The following is a 19,825-nucleotide window of genomic DNA, read 5'->3' on the forward strand; positions in this document are numbered from 1 at the left end:
CATCTGTTTTATTCCTTCTTGTCATTTTTGTACATTTCCTTATGCATTTCGGTATCATAGTTCTCCATATCTTCGCCTTCATATTTTGTCGGGCATTTCGTCTGGACTTTTTCAGCCTCGAAAACTCCGTCCTTCTGGATGAAACCTTCAACGAGGACGATGACATCCTCAGAAAAATTGTCAGGCTTTATGCCCTTATGAAAGACCTGGAGTGTTCCCTCGCCTTCCTCATATAGCTCGAAACGAAGCTCCAGCTTATCAGCATCCCACTTCACCGATTCCTTATTGAGCAATCCCTGTGTCATAATATAATCACCTTCATACTTCGACCCATTTTTACTAAGGTCAGCGATTGTGATTTCCTTGCTGCCGGCGCTTGGCATCGTCGAAAACATCATGATTATGAATGCGACAGCTGCAAGTCCCAGCCCGATAACGATTTTTTTGTTTTTGGACATTACTTTTTACCTCCCAGCTTTTTGAGCAATTCATTGTATTCTGTTTCCGTTATGCTTCCATCCACTAGCATCCCGCGCAGTTTTGCTTTTTTCGTTTCATAGTCTGCTGTAATCTCGTCTTTTACCGGCCTTGTTTTCTTTCTCTTCATAAGGAAAATCAGAAGCAGAGCCGCGATGACCGTTACACTGCCAACAACCGTGATGACAAGCCACAAAGGCATTTTCTCTTCATTCTGTTTTAGTGTGCCAGCTTTCTTTGCGTCTCCGGCCATATCCTCCATAATCTCAGCTGTCGTCCGATCGTCTTTTCGTTCGTACTCCAGTGTGATGTTCTTCGTTTCACCTGGCTTCATTCCCTGGCCTTGATAAAGAAACATGTTCATGTTGTAGGAATTCTTCTGCTGCTGCTCCGACGCAGGTTCCAGCTTGAAGCTTTCCGAGTTGAGCGGCTCCACGAAAATCAGGTTAAGCAGGCCTATATTCGTAAAGCTTTCGAAATCGTAAGTGAGCTTTTTCGTGTCTTCTTTCACGTTGATGCTGTCGGTGTAGTACTCAATCACAAATTTATAGATTTCCTGTGGCTGGATTTCCTCGCTCGTTTCCCAGGAAATTGTTCCTTTTTTCTTATCCAGCTCATATTCGATTTCATTCATTTCTTTGAGATCGCGGGTATAGTCAGCCACGAATCCAAGCCTGAAATTCTTCTCATCCATCGGCAGCGGAATGACTACCTTGCCTTTTTGTGCCTCTTCCGAATTATTTTTCAGCGCTCCATGGTAACCGACCAAAAGTGGTGGATTCTTCTTTTTATCTTTCGGATGGTAGGAGTACTCAGGCATTACCTGGATCGTCAGCTCCTCCATATTCAAAACATCGGATGTGGCTTCAGCACCTGCCAATCCTGGCAGCTGAAAAATGAAAAATAATATCAAGGACAAAGCGGACTTGACAACTTTCATATACATGACTCCTTTCTACATGTGACAGATTCGTGAATATTTTCACAAGACAACTTGCATTTAAAAACCAACCTTTATGGTTGATGTATTTTTCAAAACTTACTGATGTGCCGCTACCTTATTTAAACCATTTCTAAAAGCCCCCAATCTGTGATTTACATCACGGAATTTCCGCCAGTTTTATCCGAATTGTGAACGGGGGGTATTTTTTGGATTTGCCATTTAGACTGTTGAGTGCCGCATTCCGGGTTTAGATTCAATCAATAATATGAAAGTAAAAAGAAAAAACCCCACTTCCTTTTTGGAAGTGAGGGTGTTACAAATTTATGAAGATTGCTCCGGTTCTGGATGGAATTTTGACTTAACAGGCTGTCCGCCGCTTTGTTCATATTTTTTCTTTGCTTCTTTTACAGGATCGTGATCGGTTCCAAGTTCAAGATCCTGGTTATTGATCCCATTCCGTGTCTTTTGTTCAGGATTGTTTTGCTTTGAGCGTTTTTTCAAAGTTTTCCCCTCCTGTTTAATGGTCAAGCAAAATCATATTGTTTTGGACCTGCTGGAGCTGCAGTCTCATTCTGTGCAGCTGGTCTCGCTGCTGGGCGTTCGCGCTGAAGGCCAGCTTGGCCAAATCATTATAAGCGTCCTCAAGAGCCTGCAGGGCGTTCGTGAAATTGCCGTCATTATAATGCTGCTGGGTAGCTGCAGTCTTATATTGTTCCTGGGCAAGATTGATTGCATCTTCACATTGCTGAAGTAGCTGGTCAACCGATTGACGTGTTGCCATTTTTAGCCCCTCCTTTTTATGTTGCTGAAGCAAAGTCCGCTTCTTCTTTATTTTGTTCACAATGCATTTTCCTATCACGTTTTTGTTGAAGTTTAATGATGGCAAAAGCTTTTTGTAATCTTTTTGCAATTGGATTCACCTATTCTAAGTGGTACAATTTTTATTATTACTGACTGACAGGCTTTAAGGAGGCATCTGGCATGAAACAGGCCAACCCTTTTCCATTCGCAACAGATGATAAAAGATACCATACATGGAATTACCATTTAAGGAACCATTTTGGCCATAAGGTTTTCAAGGTGGCGCTAGATGGCGGTTTCGACTGCCCGAACCGTGACGGCACAGTGGCCCATGGCGGCTGCACGTTTTGCAGCGCATCTGGTTCAGGCGATTTCGCGGGTGACAGGGTTGAAGATCTTGGAACTCAATTTTCTAAAATAAAGGGAAAAATGCATACGAAGTGGAAAGATGGCAAGTATATGGCTTATTTCCAGGCTTTCACTAATACCCACGCGCCGGTCGATGTGCTCCGGCAAAAATACGAAACCGTATTGAACGAGGAAGGTGTCGTCGGGCTCTCCATTGCAACGAGGCCTGATTGCCTGCCGGATGATGTCGTTGAATATCTTGCCGAGCTTAACCAGCGAACGTATTTATGGGTTGAGCTAGGTCTTCAGACTGTGCATGAAAAAACGGCGAATTTAATCAATCGTGCTCATGATTATGAAACGTACAAGCAGGGTGTGGACAAACTCCGCAAACATGGCATCAGGATTTGTTCCCACATCATTAACGGATTGCCTATGGAAACTCCTGAAATGATGATGGAGACGGCTCAAGAAGTCGCCAAGCTTGATGTCCAGGGCATTAAAATCCATTTGCTCCATTTGCTGAAAGGCACCCCGATGGTCAAGCAATATGAAAAGGGACTCCTAAAGTTCCTAAGCTTTGAGGATTATGTAAAATTAGTCTGCGACCAGCTTGAAATTTTGCCTCCGGAAATGATCATCCATCGGATTACAGGAGATGGTCCGATTGAGCTGATGATCGGACCGATGTGGAGCGTCAACAAATGGGAAGTGCTGAACGCAATTGATAAAGAAATGAAACGCCGCGATAGCTGGCAAGGTAAATTTCAGGTTAAAAATAGTGTGGTGATTGAAAATGAAGCTTGAACGGATTCTTCCCTTTGCACGGAACCTTCTTGAATCAGCCATACACCCCGGTGACATCGCTGTGGATGCAACCGTGGGAAATGGTCATGATACGATTTTCTTAGCTAATCTTGTGGGTCCTTCTGGACGGATTTACGGTTTTGATATCCAGGATGAAGCGCTAATGTCATGCAAAAACAAGCTGCGTGAACATCATCTGCAGGATCAGGTTACCCTGTTCCATACCGGACATGAAAACCTTACCGAATGCATCCCGCCGCTGCACTTCGGAAAAATAACAGCCGCTGTTTTCAATCTCGGCTATCTTCCAGGCGGAAATAAGGACATCGTCACCGTCCCAGAGACAACCATCCAGGCCATCGATCAGCTGCTTGAAATCATGGCACCAGAAGGAATCATCGTAATCGTCATTTACCACGGACATCCAGAAGGAAAAGTCGAAAGAGACTATTTATTAAGATATGTGAAGTCGCTCGATCAAAGCATCGCACACGTACTCGAATATAAATTCCTGAACCAGAAAAATAACCCGCCTTTCATTATTGCGATTGAAAAAAGATAACAAGCCTCCTGAAGATGGGAGGCTTTTTTCTAAGGAGTTGTCCTTTTGATGAATTCAGGGGAAAAGATTCTGGGTTTTGTGACCGATTTCTCACTATTGGCCAGTGGCCGGGAACTTTACCAGGGTTTATTTATGTGACCCGTTGTTCTCTATTGGTCATGACCGGGCACAGGTCGAGGGTTTATGTGACCCGTTTCTCCCTTTTGGCCAGAACCGGGAACATATCTAAGGTTTATGTGACCCGTTTCTCCCTTATGGACAGAGACCGGGAACCTATCGAAGGGTTATGTGACCCGTTTGTTCCTTTGGGCCATGACCAGTAACAAATGGCTTAAGAAGAAATCCCGCCTTCTCAATTTCCTTTTTAAGTGCACGGGCTGAGGGCTGCTGAACACCTCCTACCTCAATTGGTCTGAACTAATCAACGGAATAAAAAAAAACAGCCAGGCTCGGCTGTTTCAAAAAAATCCTAAATCATTTTATAAACGCCCGCACCAGTCCACCTGGCACCCATCTTTGCAAAGAGCGGTAGGCTCGTCCATTGATATAAAAGAAGTAGCTGACGGGGCCGGCTGTTTTGATCATTTCCCTGGCAAGCTTTCTGATTCTCTCCTGACGTCTTACTTTTTCATCCGAAAGATAGACGCCGAGGAGGCCCCTGTTAATCAGTTTATGAAATCTTTGATGAGGCAGTTTGGCGGTGTGATAATCGGCGTTTTCCACGAAATGCCGTAAACGGTCGAACAATGCTTCTTCATTCTCATAATAGAAACAGAAGTTCAAATCCCCGCCTTCCCGATCCTCTTCCTGGTCTATGAAATAATCCAACAGGATGTGCAGCCCTTGTATGTATGGAAAATAGCCATTGCGGATGCTATCCGCGTATTCCGGTTTGAAGTCATCTCGCAGCGCGTAAGAGACGAGGCAGAAGATCCCTAGTGTAGAACCGGTACATGCCGAGAATTCATACCACTCCATCTGCGGAATGTTTTTGCGATGGCCATCGAACCAAGTTTGGAGCCTCGGAACCCGCTCTTTCACTTCGACGTGTTTATGGATTTGCAAATCACAATAATACTCACATAGCTCTCCAAGATGTTCTCGGATCACATGGTAATGCTCAAGCTCTGCGAGGACTTCACGGCAAACGGTCACCAGTTCGATCAAGTACCCGCCATCATTCTGGTCTTCCCGCTCGCGGTAATAATTTTTAAGCTGACTCTCTAGATTGAGTGCGTCTGCCATTGATTCATGCAGCGCTGCAAAATCTGCCGGGTCAAGGGACGTGCTGCGGTCACATAGATTATCAAGATAATCGCTGATTGTCTGGTAGGCGACAATGAACCTGATAGCCTGTTTATATTTTTTTTTTGCGGTAAGGCTTAAAATCGAGCCGCCTTCGCAGTGGAATGTTTTGTGCTCGATGCTTGCCAATGCCTGCTTTCTTAATTCAGGGTTCGGAATCTCTTCCGCCCTGCTTTTCCAATATGTCAGCTCTCGGTGAACCTGGGGCAGGACTTGTCTGTACACCCGGTACATCAAACTTATGGGCATTGATGGAATCATCATGCTGCAGTTTCACCCTCTCCATCTCTAATAAACATATCCTATCGCCTTCAGCTGGCTCATGACAAAATCATGAGCATAGTCAAACACTTCTTCGCGTTCAGGCTCGTTAAAAACTTCATGATAGCATTTTGGCCACTCTTTGTAGCGCTTCTCCGACAGCGGGGCATTGTTGAACCATTCTTTCACCTCACGCTTATCGACAATTTTATCATCCCCGCCCTGCAGCAGCAGAGTCGGTACGTCCTGTACTTTGCCCATTTCTTCAAATGCCTGCTCCATTGCAGCTGCCAATTCACGGTACCATCGCACCGAAACCTTCGTAATATAAAGCGAATCATTCGCATCAACAGCCTTGACGTCATCATTCCTGGTTGCCATTTCGACAGTCAGACCAGGAGAGATCCGTAAAGTCGGAACTACCACATTCAAACCGTGAGAGACCATATCTAGCAATTTTGAAGGGTAAGTCACCAATCCAAGGCATGGTGATGACAAAATAAGTCCGGCAATCTCAACCCGTTCCTCCTGAAGCAAGCGGATGGCGATAAGTCCGCCCATGCTGTGGCCCAGCAAAAACACCGGGAGGTTAAAGTCATACGCAGCTTCTATCCACTCTTTCGCTTCAAGGATATATTCCTCAAATGAATCAATATGGCCACGGTTCGCCCTAGTTGTCATGCCGTGTCCAGGCAAATCACCCATTATCACATGAAAACCGGATGAACGCCAGGCTTCAATCAGCCATCCATACCGGCCATGATGCTCCAGTGCACCATGAATCATGACGATTACAGCTTTAGCATCCCCATCAGCTTCCCATTTCCACATGACCATTCCCCCACTCAAATACTTTTTCTTTCTTTAAAAGAACTATAATATATAATTAGAAAAAAATAAAAACCAAAGCCTTAATAAATTACAGGAGTGTGCACAATGATTTATCCTTACAATGGCAAAACACCTAAAATAGCGGATTCAGCTTTTATCGCAGATTATGTAACAATTACTGGGGATGTTGAAATAGGCGAGGAATCGGGTGTCTGGTTCAATACCTCGATCCGCGGTGATGTGGCTCCGACAATCATCGGCAATAGAGTGAATATACAGGATAACTCAGTCCTGCATCAGAGCCCAAACAATCCATTAATCCTGGAAGACGAAGTGACGGTCGGCCATCAGGTTATCCTCCACAGCTGTATTATCAGGAAAAAAGCATTAATTGGGATGGGTTCCATCATTCTCGACCAGGCTGAAATTGGAGAAGGTGCTTTTATTGGAGCCGGCAGCCTTGTTCCTCAGGGTAAGAAAATCCCTCCCAATACTCTTGCTTTCGGACGCCCCGCTAAAGTCATCCGAGAACTGAACGAAGAAGATATCCGCGATATGGAGCGGATTTCACGAGAATATGCAGAAAAAGGGCAGTACTATAAAAGTTTGCAGAATAAAGGTCAATGATCCGCTAAAAAAATTGCTTGCCAGTCCGATACTAAATAATATAATATACCCTTTTATTATGGAAATATGCGGACGTGGTGATGGACGTGGACAAATTATATTTACCGCTCGCAGCAATCATACCGCTGCTGGTTTTGTTTTATCTATTGATTCGAAAACAAAATAGCATGATGAGATCCATCCTGATGTTTATGCTTGTTTTTACATCGATTGTGGGAGCTTTCCTGCTGGAAAATCTTCAGGCATCACATGTTGCCCAGGCAGTGCAGTCTGTGAAAGACTGGCTTGATGAACCTGAATCCCCTGCCAAAAAGGCACCTGTTTTTATAGATGATTACGAACCACAGATCATCCCGATAAAAAAACAGGTACTCCTTGAGGCTCCAGTCGTTTGGCAAATGCCGGAGCTCCCAAGAGGTTGTGAGGTCACTAGCCTGGCCATGCTCCTGCAGCATCAGGGAGTTCAGACAGACAAGCTGACTCTTGCTAAGGAAGTACGGAAAAACCCTGCCGAATACCGTATCAGCAATGGAAAAATCTTTTTTGGCGATCCGAATAAGGGTTTTGTCGGCAATATGTATACATACACAAAACCTGGGCTGGGAGTCTACCATAAACCGATCGCTGAACTTGCAGAAAAGTATCTCCCCGGCAAAATAAAAGATTTGACTGGAGCTGAATTCCAGGAATTAAAAATCCATTTATCTGATAACAGGCCCGTTTGGGTAATCATTAACACCGAATATAAAAAACTGGACGATAGCTTTTTCCAGACATGGCATACACCTGATGGAGCTGTAAAAATAACCATGAAGGAACATTCTGTCCTGATTACCGGCTATGATGAAAACTCTGTTTTCTTCAATGACCCACTTACAGGTGAGAAAAATAAAAAAGCACCCATGAAAGACTTCGTGGAAGCCTGGGTGCAGATGGGGAGGCAGGCCATCACCTACCTCCCCTGAATTTTAGGATTGAAATACTTTTTGAGCCTCATACTCCTTCTGGAAGGAGTATTTTTTTTCGACATATACATCATGCCACATCATGAACATCAGAACAGTCCAGATTTTACGGCTGTTGTCTGCCTTGTTCTGGCAGTGCTCATCCAATAATTTTAAAAGATACGATTTATTGATCAGATGTTCTGTGTTGCTTTCTTTTATCAGGTTCTTGGCCCATTCATTCATTTCATCCTTCAGCCAGTGGCGGATCGGCACTGGGAAGCCAAGCTTCTTCCGGGTCAATACGTGCTCAGGAACCACACCCTCTGCCGCTTTACGCAAAATATACTTAGTCGTATTATTGGCAGTCTTAAGGCTTGTAGGAATCTTTGATGCTGTTTCAAAAACAATTTTATCAAGGAATGGTACGCGAAGCTCAAGTGAGTGAGCCATTGTCATTTTATCAGCCTTCAATAGAATATCGCCGCGCATCCACGTATGGATATCAATATACTGCATTGTATCAACCGGGTCATACCCTCTGCTCTCTCTGTATAGAGGCTTTGTGATATCCCTATAATCGTACTGGCCGTTATATACGTGCAGCAGCTCGCTTTTCTCTTTTTCAGAGAACATCTTCGCATTCCCGATATAACGCTCTTCCATTGGCGTCACACCGCGCTCAATGAAGCTTTTCCCCTTCATTCCATCCGGCATTATTTTCGAAATGCCTTTAAGCATAGCTTTCCCTGCCTGAGGAATCTTGTTGAACATCTCCAAATCCTGCGGTTCACGATAAATATTGTATCCGCCGAACAATTCATCCGCACCTTCACCAGACAGAACAACCGTTACATGTTTCCTGGCTTCACGCGCAACGAAATACAAAGGTATAGCTGCCGGGTCCGCAAGCGGATCATCCATATGCCACATGATTTTAGGAAGTTCATCCATGTATTCCTGAGGGCTGATTACATAACTGATGTTTTCAACACCAAGTCGATCCGCCGTTTCCTTCGCTACGTCAATCTCACTGAAGCCATTCTGTTCAAAACCAACAGAGAATGTCTTGATTCCAGGATGATATTGCTTCGCAATCGATGCAATGATGGAAGAATCGATTCCACCGGAAAGGAATGAACCAACTGGCACATCACTGCGCATGTGGATTTTCACCGAATCGAACAGAACATCCCTGATCTCCTTCGTGAATTCATCCTCAGATTTGTGGATTGGCGAGAAACTAGCTTTCCAATAACGTTTGATTTCCATCGGTGAACCGATTTTCTTTGTAAAATAATGCCCTGGTTCAAGCTTGTAGATGCCTTCGGACATTGTATTAGGTTCTGGAACGAACTGATAAGTCAAATAATGTTGAAGAGACTTATAATCAATCACATCATTCTCAAGTGCAAGCAAAATACTCTTCTTTTCAGATCCGAAGAAAGTACGATTCTCATCTTCAAAGTAGAAGAAAGGCTTAATGCCAAAATGGTCACGAGCGCCATAAAGAACCTGTTCCTGCTTATCCCAGATAACAAATGCGAACATTCCGCGAAGCTTGTCGACAGCCTGCTCTTTAAGATGGCTGTAAAGGGCAATGATAACTTCAGTATCTGAATGAGTTTCGAATGTAAGGCCTTCTTCGATCAACTCTTCACGAAGCTCAAGATAGTTGTAGATTTCTCCGTTAAAAATGATCCAGTAACGTTCGTTTTCATAGGTCAAAGGCTGATGTCCAGCCTCCAGGTCGATGATGCTCAGGCGTCGGAAGCCGAATTGGATATGCTCATCATAAAAATACCCATCATCATCTGGACCGCGGTGGGTAATGATATCATTCATATTTTTGAACAGCTGCTTTTCATCGCTGCTGAATTCTTGTGCTTTTTCATGTACACAACCGATAAAGCCACACATTATGTACTTCACCTTCTCCATTTCAGAAAAAATTTATTGTTATTTCCAATGATTTTTTACGTTCAACGCTGTTTTCAATTGGTTCATTGCATGTCGTTAGAATGAGCTAAAAACAATAAAGTTCGCGAAAAAAGCAGTCTCTAAAAACATACCATCTTATACTATCATTAAACGCATAATTTTTGCAGTAAAATCTAAGGGAAATTTAAGGTAATACTTTATTTTACACCTTTTGAACCATTCGCAAACACTGTCAATCCATTGATTTGACGTCAAATAATAAAGGGAGTTACATATTTCTATGCAACTCCCCTTGTGATTTTATTTTCCTTCTGCCTGAGTGCGAAGTGTTTCAGCTTTGTCAGTACGCTCCCATGGAAGATCCACGTCAGAACGTCCAAAATGTCCATAAGCAGCTGTCTGCTTGTAAATTGGCTTGCGCAGATCAAGCATGTTGATGATTCCTGCAGGACGAAGGTCGAAGTTGCTTTCAACAACGTCAATCAGTACGTCTTCGCTCACTTTACCTGTTCCGAATGTATCGATAGAGATGGATACCGGACGGGCAACGCCGATTGCGTATGCAAGCTGAACTTCAACCTTTTCAGCAAGGCCTGCAGCTACGATGTTCTTCGCAACGTAACGTGCAGCGTATGCAGCTGAACGGTCAACTTTTGTAGGATCCTTACCAGAGAATGCGCCTCCGCCGTGGCGAGCATATCCGCCGTAAGTATCAACGATGATCTTGCGGCCAGTAAGTCCTGCATCACCTTGTGGTCCGCCGATAACGAAACGGCCAGTTGGGTTAATGAAGTATTTTGTGTTTTCATCGATCAGCTCTGCCGGTACGACAGGGTTGATGACATGTTCCTTAAGGTTGCGCTGGATTTGCTCAAGCGAAACTTCAGGATGGTGCTGTGTTGAGATAACGATTGTATCGATGCGGACTGGCTTGTCATTTTCATCGTATTCAACTGTTACCTGAGTTTTTCCGTCTGGACGAAGGTAAGGAAGGATTTCTTCCTTGCGAACTTCAGTCAGGCGGCGTGAAAGCTTGTGAGCAAGCGAAATCGGAAGAGGCATAAGCTCTTTCGTTTCATTGCACGCAAAACCAAACATTAAGCCCTGGTCTCCAGCTCCGATTGCTTCGATTTCCGCATCGGACATTTGACCTTCACGTGCTTCAAGAGCCTGGTCAACACCCATTGCAATATCAGCTGACTGCTCGTCAATAGAAGTCAAGACTGCGCAAGTTTCAGAGTCGAAACCATACTTCGCACGAGTGTAGCCAATTTCCTTTACTGTTTCACGAACGATTTTTGGAATATCTACGTATGTAGATGTAGTAATTTCCCCTGCAACTAGTACAAGGCCTGTAGTAACTGATGTTTCAGCAGCAACACGTGCGTTGGCATCCTTCGCAAGGATCGCATCCAAAATTGCGTCAGAAATCTGGTCGCAAATTTTATCCGGATGGCCTTCTGTTACTGATTCAGAAGTGAACAAACGGCGTTTGTTTGACATCTGAGTTCCTCCCTCATTTATAAAAATAGATCGAGGCTGTCCCAATACAAACCTCGGTTGATACGGTACTCATTCCCTATGTAGTATGAAATAAACGCTGAGTTTTTATTAGAAAAATTTGTTTAGGATTCATGATGAATTTCTTTTTCCTAATCTACCCACGGGAGCAATGACACCAAAGAAGGCAGTTCACCAGTTTTTCTGGGAACAGAAAAAAGCAATATAAAAAACCTCTCCAATTCATGAGGAAAGGTTTTGCTTCAATCCGCGCCTTTCGCTCTTATCGTTCAAGGGCAATTCCCTTGCGTCAGGTTAGCACCTTTGCCCGAAGTCTATCAGCATTTTCAAAAGCTGTTTTTCCTCGTTTGCAGGTTGCTGGGTTTCATTGGGCCTGTCCCTCCACCAGCTCGGGATAAGAGAGTATCCGTTCAAATCAAAATCATAACGAACCTATAATAGCATGTCAATGGTTTTCTTGATAAAAATGTCGATTGGTGTTGAAAGATTTTCTGCAAAATAAAAAGCTGCCTCATCGACCCATTTTACTTGACTATATAAAGAAAGAATTATATAACGCAATTTAGGGACAAGGTAATTTTTTGTTGCATTAGTATAGATTAATTAAATCAATGTGTTATACTATTACCGTGATGTAACCACTTACAAAAATATTAATCTTTTAAAAAGGAAGGTATTCTCCGATGAACGTTGTAGGAATATCAAACGAACTTTCAGCATTATTAAAAGGAAGCAATGTACAGGTACAGCTTTCTGTTCCCCAGCTCGTGGAAAAGGTGCTTAACCGCAACGAAGGCCTTCTGACTTCCACTGGTGCAGTCAGAGCGACTACTGGTAAATACACTGGCCGTTCACCTAAAGATAAATTCATTGTTGAAGAAGAATCCGTCAAGGACAAGATTGACTGGGGTCCTGTAAACCAGCCGATCTCCGAGGAATCCTTCACAAAGCTATATAATAAGGTATTGAAATTCCTCAAAGAAAAAGAAGAGGTTTTCGTCTTCAACGGATTCGCAGGCGCGGACAAAAAATACCGCCTTCCAATCCAGGTCATCAATGAATATGCATGGCACAACCTGTTTGCCCATCAATTGTTCATCCGCCCGACAGAGGAAGATCTTGCAGAACATAAAGCCGAATTCACGGTCATTTCAGCTCCTACTTTCAAGGCAGACCCTGAGGTTGATGGCACAAATTCCGAGACCTTCATCATCGTTTCTTTTGAACAACGCGTCGTGTTGATCGGGGGAACTGAATATGCAGGCGAAATGAAAAAGTCAATTTTTTCAGTAATGAACTATCTGCTTCCGGAAAACGGCATCCTTTCTATGCACTGCTCTGCAAACGTGGGACGTGAAGGCGATGTAGCATTGTTCTTCGGACTGTCAGGAACAGGTAAGACAACTCTTTCCGCCGATAATAATCGCCGCTTGATTGGCGATGACGAGCACGGCTGGTCACCAAACGGTGTTTTCAATATCGAAGGCGGCTGCTATGCAAAGTGCATCAACTTATCAAAGGAAAAAGAACCGCAAATCTTTGATGCAATCCGCTTCGGATCTGTTCTTGAAAACGTCGTGGTGAATGACGAAACGCGAGTAGCTGATTATGATGATGGCAGCCTGACAGAAAATACTCGCGCTGCGTACCCAATCCAGGCGATCGATAATATTGTAGACCCAAGCATTGCAGGCCATCCAAACGCAATTGTATTCCTTACAGCCGACGCTTTCGGAGTTCTGCCTCCTATCGCCAAGCTGACGAAGGAACAAGCGATGTACCACTTCCTGAGCGGTTACACTTCGAAGTTGGCGGGCACAGAACGCGGTATCACGTCACCGCAAGCAACTTTCTCAACCTGCTTCGGCTCACCATTCCTGCCGCTAGCAGCAACAAGATACGCTGAAATGCTCGGTGAAAAAATCGATGAGCACAACGCGAAGGTATTCCTAGTCAACACAGGATGGACAGGCGGAGAATACGGAACTGGAAGCCGCATGAAACTTGCCTTCACACGTGCAATGGTTCAGGCAGCACTTGAAGGCGAACTGAACAATGTCGAAACAGTCAAAGACGAAATCTTCGGCCTTGATATCCCGCTGCATGTACCAGGAGTACCTGACGATGTCCTGCAGCCAATCAAAACCTGGAGCAACCAGGACGCTTACTACGCAAAAGCAAACGAGCTTGCCGACAAGTTCCGCGCAAACTTTAAAAAGTTCACAAACGTACCGTCAGAAATCGAAGAAAAAGGCGGACCAACAGCGAAATAGGAATTTGATTAGGGCCATCTCTCTAGAGGAGATGGCTTTTGTTTTGTTGTTTTTCCGGCTATTGGTATTCTTTTTTAGAAATGACTAACCCCCTTTGGCTCTCATTTAAATCTCAGCACCTATACTTAAGCTTTATGTTCAAGTCTTTGTAATCTCCGGCTGTATTATGGTGCTGTTTGATAGTAATTACACCTTTATGACGTCCATCCTTGCCATCCTAGACACATAAGACCCCCGTTCGCCCCTAAATGCACCCTTATGGCGTACCTCCTGGACACATAAGACCTCCGTTCGCCACTAATTGCACCCTTATAGCGTACATCCCGGACACATAAGACCCCCGTTCGCCTCTAATTGAACCCTTATGGCATACCTCCTGGACACATAAGACCCCCGTTCGCCCCTAATTGCGCCCTTATGGCGTACCTGCTGGACACATAAGACCTCCGTTCGCCCCTAATTGCACCCTTATGGCGTACCTCCCGGACACATAAGACCTCCGTTCGGCCCTAATTGCACCCTTATGGGGTCCACGCTCGACACATAAGACTCCCGTTCGCCCCTAAATGCACCCTTATGCTTGCCTAGCCAGACACATAAGACTCCCGTTCACCCCTAATTGCACCCTTATGACTGCCTTCCTGGACACATAAGACCTCCGTTCGCCTCTAATTGCACCCTTATGTCATACCTCCTGGACACATAAGACCCCCGTTCGCCCCTAATTGCACCCTTATGGGGTCCACGCTCGACACATAAGACTCCCGTTCACCCCTAATTGCACCCTTATGGCGTACCTCCCGGACATATAAGACCTCCGTTCGGCCCTAATTGCACCCTTATGGGGTCCACGCTCGACACATAAGACTCCCGTTCGCCCCTAAATGCACCCTTATGCTTGCCTAGCCAGACACATAAGACTCCCGTTCGTGACTAATTGCACCCTTATAACTGCCTAGCCAGACACATAAGACCTCCGTTCACCCCTAATTGCACCCTTATGTCATACCACCTTGACACATAAGACCCCCATTCACACCTAAACTGGCCACATGCTTTTACAAGTTCCCTCTCCCCAACTCGGCACTCGCTTTTTTTCCAATAAAAAACAGAGCACAATAATGTGCCCTGCTCAGTTCGTTGAATTCAATGAAACTAATTGGTAAGTAATTGTAGTCTCTTTCGCTGTCCACTCGACTTTTGAAATGACGCCGGTTCCAGTCAGGTCGCCTTCGATGGTTTTTTTGACTTCTAGCGGAATGTCAATTGGATAGAGCCTGTAGCCTTCCTTTTTCAGAGAGAAGAAATTGTCTTCGAGCCTAATTTCGCGGCCTTTTGTCACGATCATTGTATTCAACTCTAATGGCATCCCCATTGTTTTCGCTCCTCTTCACTAGTAACTTCAAAATTCATTTTATCATTGTTATGGCTGTGATTTCATCCAATTCGTTAAATCAGTGACCACTTTCCGGTTCATCACCGGCGGGAAGTAGTGTGTATATTCATCAAAGTACCAGCTTTCCACGGGCTTGTCCAACTCTTTTAACCGTTTCTCAATCCGATATGAATGTTCAGCGGAAACATTACGGTCATTGCGGCCATGGATCAGCAGGACAGGAGACATCAGACTTTCGATTTCGTACAATGGTGTCCTGAATTTATAACGGTTTGGCACCTTTTTTGGCGATCCGCCGATTACCCTCTTCATCATCCTCCGCAGGTCTTTTCTTTCCACATATGTTAAGAACATATCGGTCACTCCTCCCCAGGTGACGACCGAGGCTGTCTCGGGAAACTGGATGGCCGTCAGCAGGGCCATTAAACCGCCGCGGGAAAAACCAAACACATGGACCCTCGCGACCCAGGGCAGGGACTGAAGCAAGCTGAAGCCGGCAAAAGCATCAACACGGTCATCTCCTCCAAAATCCTCATCTCCTTCACCGCCCTGGTTTCCACGGTAAAAAGGAGCGAACACCGTAAACCCTTCGGCAGCAAATTGCGCAATCCGGGCTGGCCTGACCTTTCCTACATTTTTTATACCGCCACGCAGATATAGGAATCCTTCCGTCCCCCTGCCGTCAGCCGGTCTAGCCAGCAGGCCTTTTACCCGCAGACCTCCTGCAAGGTAGGTCACCATCTCCATATCTACTGCAGGGTTAGGGGAAGGAAATTTAAAAGCGGATATCATTTGGCCGTCATTTTCCACCTTAATCACTCCTCTTATATGAATTTTTTTCGATTTTGCTACTGGGCATTCACACATTTTCTCCATCCTCATACATTATCGTAAGCCCAATTTAAGACAGATTTTTTAGGAGGCATTTTTATGAAAAAATGGTTCAAGGCCGGTTTTGCTTTATTTTTGGTTGCCATACTTATTATACCTCTTGCAGCCTGCGGTCAAGAAAAAGTACAGACTGTTAAGGTTGCAGAGGTAACTCGTTCAATTTTCTATGCTCCTCAATATGTTGCCCTTGCCAAAGGATTTTTTGAGGAAGAAGGCCTGGAGGTTGAGTTGACGACAACCTGGGGCGGTGACAAGACGATGACTGCCGTGCTGTCGAACGCAGCAGATGTTGCACTCGTTGGTTCCGAAACTTCAATCTATGTGTATGCACAGGATTCAAATGACCCGGTGATCAACTTTGCTCAGCTTACCCAGACGGATGGTACCTTCCTTGTTTCCCGGGATAAAATTGATGATTTCTCCTGGGATCAGTTAAAGGGGGCTACCTATCTTGGTCAACGGACTGGCGGAATGCCGCAAATGGTTGGCGAGTTCGTCCTTAAGAAGCATGGCATCGATCCAAAGACCGATTTAGAGATGATCCAGAATATTGATTACGCGAATATTCCAAACGCCTTCGCTTCCGGCACCGGAGACTTCGTGCAGCTTTTCGAACCGCAGGCGAGCCTTTTTGAAAAAGAAGGCAAAGGCCATATTGTCGCTTCATTTGGTACAGAATCCGGTCATGTCCCTTATACCACTTTCATGGCAAAACAAAGCTTTATGAAGAAAAACCCGGAAACTATTGAAAAATTCACACGAGCAGTTTACAAGGCACAGAAATGGGTCGATTCCCACAGCGCCAAAGAAACAGCTGAAGCCATACAGGAATACTTTAAAGATACCGATTTAGCTCTCATCGAAACAGTGGTTGATCGTTATAAGAGCCAGGGTTCATATGCGACAGATCCGATTCTGGATGAGAAAGAATGGAAAAACCTGCAGGACATCATGGATGAAGCAGGGGAACTTCCTAAGGAAGTCAGCCATGAAACATTAGTGAATACAGAGGTGGCAAAAGAAATCATGAAATAACTGGAGGTTGCAGCCTAATGGACTTTTTGACATTAAGAGGGATCCATCACACTTATTTTACAAAAACATCCGCTGTTACTGCGCTGAATGATATTTCACTCGATGTCCGGGAAGGGGAGTTTGTTTCCTTCCTGGGTCCGAGCGGCTGCGGCAAGACGACGCTGCTTTCGATTATCGCAGGATTGATACAGCCTTCTGACGGACAGGTAAAGCTTGAAGGCAAATCCGTCAAAGAAGCTGCGAATCAAACGGGATACATGCTGCAGCAGGACTACTTATTCCCCTGGAAAACGATTGAGGAGAATATTTTACTAGGATTAAAGATAAGCAGATCCTTGGAAGATACAAAAAAAGAAGAAGTGTTAGCGCTCCTGAGACAAATGGGGCTCGAGAATGTGGAGAAGCTTTATCCTAAACAATTGTCGGGCGGGATGCGCCAGCGAGTGGCCCTTGTTAGGACACTGGCAACAGAACCAAAGCTGCTCATGCTCGATGAACCCTTTTCCGCGCTTGATTACCAGACGAAATTAAAGCTAGAGGACCTGGTCTCGAACACATTCAAGACATTTGGCAAAACAGCCATCCTCGTCACACATGATATCGGCGAAGCCATAGCGATGAGTGACCGGATCTTCCTTTTCTCACCAAGGCCAGGCCGATTGCATAAAACCTTTTCCATGCCTGAAGAGCTTAGGAACCTAAGTCCATTCGAGGCCAGGAACCACCCTTTATACAATGAACTGTTCCAGACTATTTGGAAGGAGTTGGAATCCGTTGAACCAGAAGAAAACTGAACTCCTTCATCAACAGTACCTGAAAAACCTGAGCAAAGAGCAAAAAATAGTCCGGGTCTATCAATTGCTGATCTTCATCGCCTTTTTTGCAAGCTGGGAAATCTCGAGCCAGCAAAAATGGATTGACCCACTTCTCTTCAGTTCACCATCAAAAATCTGGAATCTTCTGATTGAGAAGACGCTTGACGGTTCACTCGCTGTCAATCTTGGCATAACACTGGCAGAGACTGTTCTCGGTTTCATCCTAGGTACTCTTGCTGGTACCATACTGGCAGCAATATTATGGTGGTCACCGATGCTCTCCAAAATACTGGACCCATATCTCGTCATATTGAATTCAATGCCTAAGGTGGCGCTTGGACCAATTCTGATTGTCGCTCTTGGCACCAACATGACATCGATCATTGCGATGGGCGCAATCATCTCGGTCATCATCACGACAATCGTTGTCTACACAGCCTTTAAAGAAGTTGACCCTAACTATCTGAAAGTGCTGCAGACTTTCGGAGCGACAAGGACTCAATGCTTCAGGGAAGCCATTCTCCCTGCATGTTTCCCAACTATTATATCAACCTTGAAAGTGAATGTCGGATTGTCATGGGTAGGTGTCATAGTCGGAGAATTCCTTGTTTCAGCAAGAGGCCTTGGATATATGATCATCTATGGATTTCAGGTTTTCAACTTTACCCTCGTATTCCTCTCACTGCTGGTCATCGCCGTGTTCGCGACAGTGATGTATCAGCTGGTCGAACTGCTTGAAAAGAAACTGATAAAAAGTAATCAGTAAAGAAGTCGGAATATGGTCCGGCTTCTTTCACTTTTTGTTTGATAAAGTAGTGCCAGCGTCACCAATAAAGTTTTGAGAATGGCCAATAAAATTAAATGTTCACTGATAAATGGTAAAATCGCCAATCAAAATTGTTTTTCGCCAATATATCAAAATTAAAGTCCATTAAAAGAGCGGCCGAAGATTGGCCGCCACTTTTCACCGATTTTCCTTTAAATATTCAAGTGTGTATTTTATTACGTCATCTTTCATAATAAAACTGTATTCATCCATCATTCTTTCCACTAACAAATTGCCATTTTTCAGGACTGGTCCTCCAGTTTCGAGATAATCATCCTGCGGCAGTATTTCTTCCGCTTCGGCGTAATAGATCCTTTTTACAAACGATTCTTCTCCCACACCGACCTGGTACTCCCCGATGCTTTCAATCGATTTTAATATAGCACCGGTTTCTTCCATGACTTCTCTTCGTGCAGTTTGTTCGAGTGTCTCCCCTGCTTCTGCCTTGCCGCCCGGAAACTCCAGGCCCCTTTCCTTATGATGGGTAAGAAGCCATTCCCCACGGTATGTACAAATGACCAGCACATGGCGGGCACTCTTGTCGAATGCATTTTCCTTAAAGGCTAAGATCACTTCTTCTCCATTTAAAGCATTGAATTTTTTCATGACCGCTCTCTCCTGCCCTTTTTCATGCCTCTAATTATATCGAAAAAGGAAAAATGAAGAAACCGCAGACCTCTGTCTGCGGATGTACTATTTTTGCGGCAGGATGCCCATGCTTTCAATATGGTTCCTGGCTTCTTCATCACCAAGTTTATAAATCATCTCATAAGCCTGAATCAGCTGTCTGTCCAGAGCATCATTTTCCCTGTCGTAGTGATATTGGACATATGGGACATGCGCCCTCATGAAATTTTGCCAGCCTGTGGAATAGCTTTGTTCAAAAATTTCCCTCAGCGCTGTGATTTCTTCATCTGTGGCTTCGATTTTGAAATTCCATGGAGATGCTGTGGATACACTTGAAATCTCGCCTTCACTTATATTGATATAGTAAGTTTTTTTGCCGTCTTGCATGAACGTCACCTCATGGATATCGTTCCCTGCGTCTATATTTCTTTATACTGAATATCTTTAAAATAAATAATTTTTTGCACTCCAAAATTCCTTTTAAAGTAATGAGTATGTTAAAATTAGAGCACGCATACAGATAAAGAAAATCAATAACCCTGCCGGAAAATGCTTCAATTCCGAGGCATATTTTTTCCAGTCAAGGGTATTAAA

General features: G+C 44.5%; 20 protein-coding genes and 1 riboswitch. Of the genes, 8 read left to right on the top strand and 12 right to left on the bottom strand.

From position 1 onward, the window contains the following. Positions 1-8: 8 nt before the first annotated feature. The 4 genes from B5X77_RS22580 to B5X77_RS22595 all read right to left on the bottom strand — a co-directional run bounded on the left by B5X77_RS22580 (position 9) and on the right by B5X77_RS22595 (position 2,201). The gene (locus B5X77_RS22580) at positions 9-458 is read right to left on the bottom strand and encodes a cytochrome c maturation protein CcmE (RefSeq protein ID WP_079510144.1); all 450 of its coding nucleotides are present in this window, start codon (positions 456-458) and stop codon (positions 9-11) included. Next, positions 458-1,417 carry a hypothetical protein gene (locus B5X77_RS22585; protein WP_079510145.1) on the bottom strand — a complete coding sequence of 320 codons (960 nt, stop codon included), beginning with the start codon at positions 1,415-1,417 and terminating at the stop codon, positions 458-460. The genes B5X77_RS22580 and B5X77_RS22585 overlap by 1 nt, the downstream gene beginning before the upstream one ends. Positions 1,418-1,741: 324 nt before the next feature. Next, positions 1,742-1,921 (bottom strand): glycogen biosynthesis protein GlgD, encoded by a 180-nt coding sequence (locus B5X77_RS22590; RefSeq protein WP_079510146.1) that lies wholly within the window; start codon positions 1,919-1,921, stop codon positions 1,742-1,744. 16 nt (positions 1,922-1,937) lie between these two features. Then, positions 1,938-2,201, bottom strand: a complete 264-nt coding sequence (locus tag B5X77_RS22595; protein WP_079510355.1) for a YtzC family protein — start codon at positions 2,199-2,201, stop codon at positions 1,938-1,940. 200 nt (positions 2,202-2,401) lie between these two features. Here B5X77_RS22595 and B5X77_RS22600 point away from each other — a divergent pair, with 200 nt between their 5' ends. Both B5X77_RS22600 and B5X77_RS22605 read left to right on the top strand, forming a co-directional pair. Further along, positions 2,402-3,376, top strand: coding sequence for a tRNA modification radical SAM protein MnmL/YtqA (locus B5X77_RS22600; RefSeq protein WP_079510147.1), 975 nt, complete (start codon positions 2,402-2,404; stop codon positions 3,374-3,376). Beyond that, on the top strand, positions 3,366-3,938 hold the full coding sequence (locus B5X77_RS22605) for a tRNA 5-(aminomethyl)-2-thiouridylate-methyltransferase MnmM (RefSeq protein WP_079510148.1): 573 nt from the start codon (positions 3,366-3,368) through the stop codon (positions 3,936-3,938). The genes B5X77_RS22600 and B5X77_RS22605 overlap by 11 nt, the downstream gene beginning before the upstream one ends. 474 nt (positions 3,939-4,412) lie before the next feature. On the opposite strand, the gene B5X77_RS22610 is transcribed toward B5X77_RS22605, so the two are convergent. Both B5X77_RS22610 and B5X77_RS22615 read right to left on the bottom strand, forming a co-directional pair. Further along, complete coding sequence (locus B5X77_RS22610; RefSeq protein WP_079510149.1) at positions 4,413-5,507, bottom strand: tetraprenyl-beta-curcumene synthase family protein; 1,095 nt, start codon at positions 5,505-5,507, stop codon at positions 4,413-4,415. A gap of 24 nt (positions 5,508-5,531) precedes the next feature. Then, positions 5,532-6,335 (bottom strand): alpha/beta hydrolase, encoded by an 804-nt coding sequence (locus B5X77_RS22615; RefSeq protein WP_079510150.1) that lies wholly within the window; start codon positions 6,333-6,335, stop codon positions 5,532-5,534. Between the two features lie 105 nt (positions 6,336-6,440). Here B5X77_RS22615 and B5X77_RS22620 point away from each other — a divergent pair, with 105 nt between their 5' ends. Together B5X77_RS22620 and B5X77_RS22625 are read left to right on the top strand one after the other, a co-directional pair. After that, the gene (locus tag B5X77_RS22620) at positions 6,441-6,962 is read left to right on the top strand and encodes a gamma carbonic anhydrase (RefSeq protein ID WP_079510151.1); all 522 of its coding nucleotides are present in this window, start codon (positions 6,441-6,443) and stop codon (positions 6,960-6,962) included. A gap of 86 nt (positions 6,963-7,048) precedes the next feature. Beyond that, entirely contained in the window at positions 7,049-7,927 is an 879-nt protein-coding gene (locus tag B5X77_RS22625; protein WP_257391877.1) for a C39 family peptidase, read from the top strand. A gap of 3 nt (positions 7,928-7,930) precedes the next feature. Here B5X77_RS22625 and asnB read toward each other — a convergent pair whose 3' ends face one another. Beyond that, a complete protein-coding gene (asnB, locus tag B5X77_RS22630; RefSeq protein ID WP_079510152.1) occupies positions 7,931-9,826 on the bottom strand; it encodes an asparagine synthase (glutamine-hydrolyzing) in 1,896 nt (631 codons plus the stop codon). Between the two features lie 321 nt (positions 9,827-10,147). Beyond that, positions 10,148-11,350: a methionine adenosyltransferase gene (gene metK, locus B5X77_RS22635; protein WP_079510153.1), complete on the bottom strand. Its 1,203-nt coding sequence runs from the start codon at positions 11,348-11,350 to the stop codon at positions 10,148-10,150. A gap of 277 nt (positions 11,351-11,627) precedes the next feature. Next, positions 11,628-11,769: riboswitch (SAM riboswitch) on the bottom strand. Positions 11,770-12,051: 282 nt separating this feature from the next. Between metK and pckA the strand changes: the two genes are divergently transcribed. After that, entirely contained in the window at positions 12,052-13,641 is a 1,590-nt protein-coding gene (gene pckA, locus B5X77_RS22640) for a phosphoenolpyruvate carboxykinase (ATP) (protein WP_079510154.1), read from the top strand. A gap of 1,132 nt (positions 13,642-14,773) precedes the next feature. On the opposite strand, the gene B5X77_RS22645 is transcribed toward pckA, so the two are convergent. Both B5X77_RS22645 and B5X77_RS22650 read right to left on the bottom strand, forming a co-directional pair. Further along, complete coding sequence (locus tag B5X77_RS22645) at positions 14,774-15,016, bottom strand: DUF2584 domain-containing protein (protein ID WP_079510155.1); 243 nt, start codon at positions 15,014-15,016, stop codon at positions 14,774-14,776. Positions 15,017-15,064: 48 nt separating this feature from the next. After that, a complete protein-coding gene (locus B5X77_RS22650) occupies positions 15,065-15,829 on the bottom strand; it encodes an alpha/beta hydrolase family protein (protein ID WP_257391909.1) in 765 nt (254 codons plus the stop codon). 138 nt (positions 15,830-15,967) lie between these two features. On the opposite strand from B5X77_RS22650, the gene B5X77_RS22655 reads away from it, so the two are divergent. From B5X77_RS22655 to B5X77_RS22665, 3 genes are read left to right on the top strand one after another with little or no spacing between them, the layout of a single operon-like run. After that, positions 15,968-16,963, top strand: coding sequence for an ABC transporter substrate-binding protein (locus B5X77_RS22655; RefSeq protein WP_079510156.1), 996 nt, complete (start codon positions 15,968-15,970; stop codon positions 16,961-16,963). 17 nt (positions 16,964-16,980) lie between these two features. Further along, positions 16,981-17,757, top strand: a complete 777-nt coding sequence (locus B5X77_RS22660) for an ABC transporter ATP-binding protein (RefSeq protein ID WP_079510157.1) — start codon at positions 16,981-16,983, stop codon at positions 17,755-17,757. Continuing rightward, positions 17,738-18,544 (top strand): ABC transporter permease, encoded by an 807-nt coding sequence (locus B5X77_RS22665; protein WP_257391878.1) that lies wholly within the window; start codon positions 17,738-17,740, stop codon positions 18,542-18,544. The genes B5X77_RS22660 and B5X77_RS22665 overlap by 20 nt, the downstream gene beginning before the upstream one ends. Before the next feature lie 198 nt (positions 18,545-18,742). Here B5X77_RS22665 and ytkD read toward each other — a convergent pair whose 3' ends face one another. Together ytkD and B5X77_RS22675 are read right to left on the bottom strand one after the other, a co-directional pair. Beyond that, positions 18,743-19,210, bottom strand: coding sequence for an RNA deprotection pyrophosphohydrolase (gene ytkD / locus B5X77_RS22670; RefSeq protein ID WP_079510159.1), 468 nt, complete (start codon positions 19,208-19,210; stop codon positions 18,743-18,745). A gap of 87 nt (positions 19,211-19,297) precedes the next feature. Further along, a complete protein-coding gene (locus B5X77_RS22675; RefSeq protein ID WP_079510160.1) occupies positions 19,298-19,618 on the bottom strand; it encodes a hydrolase in 321 nt (106 codons plus the stop codon). Positions 19,619-19,825 lie beyond the last annotated feature (207 nt).

This window comes from Mesobacillus jeotgali (assembly GCF_900166585.1).
GTDB lineage: Bacteria > Bacillota > Bacilli > Bacillales > Cytobacillaceae > Mesobacillus > Mesobacillus jeotgali_A.

Coding starts and splice junctions, on each gene's coding strand:
- B5X77_RS22580 (WP_079510144.1), bottom strand. CDS start 458: ATGTCCAAAAACAAAAAAATCGTTATCGGGCTGGGACTTGCAGCTGTC.
- B5X77_RS22585 (WP_079510145.1), bottom strand. CDS start 1,417: ATGAAAGTTGTCAAGTCCGCTTTGTCCTTGATATTATTTTTCATTTTT.
- B5X77_RS22595 (WP_079510355.1), bottom strand. CDS start 2,201: ATGGCAACACGTCAATCGGTTGACCAGCTACTTCAGCAATGTGAAGAT.
- B5X77_RS22600 (WP_079510147.1), top strand. CDS start 2,402: ATGAAACAGGCCAACCCTTTTCCATTCGCAACAGATGATAAAAGATAC.
- B5X77_RS22605 (WP_079510148.1), top strand. CDS start 3,366: ATGAAGCTTGAACGGATTCTTCCCTTTGCACGGAACCTTCTTGAATCA.
- B5X77_RS22610 (WP_079510149.1), bottom strand. CDS start 5,507: ATGATGATTCCATCAATGCCCATAAGTTTGATGTACCGGGTGTACAGA.
- B5X77_RS22615 (WP_079510150.1), bottom strand. CDS start 6,335: ATGTGGAAATGGGAAGCTGATGGGGATGCTAAAGCTGTAATCGTCATG.
- B5X77_RS22620 (WP_079510151.1), top strand. CDS start 6,441: ATGATTTATCCTTACAATGGCAAAACACCTAAAATAGCGGATTCAGCT.
- asnB (WP_079510152.1), bottom strand. CDS start 9,826: ATGTGTGGCTTTATCGGTTGTGTACATGAAAAAGCACAAGAATTCAGC.
- metK (WP_079510153.1), bottom strand. CDS start 11,350: ATGTCAAACAAACGCCGTTTGTTCACTTCTGAATCAGTAACAGAAGGC.
- pckA (WP_079510154.1), top strand. CDS start 12,052: ATGAACGTTGTAGGAATATCAAACGAACTTTCAGCATTATTAAAAGGA.
- B5X77_RS22645 (WP_079510155.1), bottom strand. CDS start 15,016: ATGGGGATGCCATTAGAGTTGAATACAATGATCGTGACAAAAGGCCGC.
- B5X77_RS22650 (WP_257391909.1), bottom strand. CDS start 15,829: ATGATATCCGCTTTTAAATTTCCTTCCCCTAACCCTGCAGTAGATATG.
- B5X77_RS22655 (WP_079510156.1), top strand. CDS start 15,968: ATGAAAAAATGGTTCAAGGCCGGTTTTGCTTTATTTTTGGTTGCCATA.
- B5X77_RS22660 (WP_079510157.1), top strand. CDS start 16,981: ATGGACTTTTTGACATTAAGAGGGATCCATCACACTTATTTTACAAAA.
- ytkD (WP_079510159.1), bottom strand. CDS start 19,210: ATGAAAAAATTCAATGCTTTAAATGGAGAAGAAGTGATCTTAGCCTTT.
- B5X77_RS22675 (WP_079510160.1), bottom strand. CDS start 19,618: ATGCAAGACGGCAAAAAAACTTACTATATCAATATAAGTGAAGGCGAG.